We start from the raw sequence: 1,340 nt of genomic DNA, 5'->3' as shown, positions 1-1,340 counted from the left end.
GATCGCTTTTTTTGCTGTACTAACTTATGTTTTACCCGCTGGGCAATATCATCGTGTGATGAATGAGCAATTAGGTCGTGAGGTACCAATTCCAGGCTCATATGAAATTATAGCTTCTTCACCGCAAGGTTTTTTTGAAACTTTAATGGCTCCAATATCAGGTTTTTATAGCCCAATATCAGGTGCAATAGGTGCAGTGGATGTCAGCTTATTTATTTTAATGGTAGGTGGTTTTTTAGGGGTTGTTACCAAAACAGGGGCGATTGATACTGGTATTAGTCGTGTTATGGTGAAATTGAAAGGTCGAGAAATCTATATGATTCCTATTTTAATGGTTTTATTTGCTTTAGGTGGGACTTCCTATGGTATGGCAGAAGAATCATTAGCTTTTTATGCTCTTTTAATTCCAATATTTATGACGGCAGGGTTTGATCCTCTGGTTGCGGTTGCTGTGATCTTTGTAGGTACTGGCGTTGGAACTCTAGGCTCTACCATTAATCCATTTGGTACTGTGATTGCTTCAAATGCTGCTGGTATTGATTTTCTAGCCGGTATTGATCTTCGTATTGTTATTTTAATTGCAGGTCTAATTGCTGCGATTTTATATGTCATGCGATATGCAAAGAAAATTCAAAAGGATCCAACTGCATCTCTTATTTATGATATGAAAGAGGCTAATGAAAAACATTTTTTGTTAAGCAACAACCAAGATAATGAGATTCCAACTTTAACTGGATCACAAAAAATGGTTTTGGTGTTATTTGCATTAACTTTCATCATCATGATATATGGCGTTTCTTCCTTAGGCTGGTGGATGGGAGAAATGGCAACCTTGTTTATCTTTATGGGAATTGTGTGTGGTATTGTAGGTCGTCTAGGAGAAGAGAGATTAATTAGTGCTTTTGTTGCAGGTGCCGCTGATCTTATTGGAGTTGCGCTTATTGTTGGGTTGGCCCGTGGTATTGTTGTGATTATGGAAGCTGGCAATATTACGGACACGATATTGCATTATGCCGAGGGTATTGTTGCAGGTAAAAGCTCATTTATCTATATTAATACCGTATACTGGATAGAAATGATGCTCTCTTTTATTGTCCCATCAACGACGGGTCTAGCCGTGATGAGCATGCCAATTTTAGCGCCTTTAAGTGATTTTGCGAATACCGGCCGAGATCTTGTAGTAACAGGCTTTATGTGCGGAATAGGGACTGTATTATTTATTACACCAACCTATGGGGTACTAATGGGAGGGCTCGCAGTTGCTCGTATTTCTTATGGTGTATGGTTGCGTTTTATACTGCCATTAGTTTGTTTCTTTATTATTCTCAATACAATGGTAT

Annotated in this window: 1 protein-coding gene; it reads left to right on the top strand. The window is 38.4% G+C overall.

The window, feature by feature from the left end:
• The coding region (locus I3255_RS14380) for a YfcC family protein (RefSeq protein ID WP_238039432.1) at positions 1 to 1,340 on the top strand (1,340 nt) is incomplete at both ends.

The organism is Psychrobacter sp. Ps6, assembly GCF_022129235.1.
Classification (GTDB): Bacteria; Pseudomonadota; Gammaproteobacteria; order Pseudomonadales; family Moraxellaceae; genus Psychrobacter.
The sequence above is the reverse complement of the archived record's forward strand: the minus strand, read 5'-3'. Positions and strand labels throughout refer to the sequence as shown.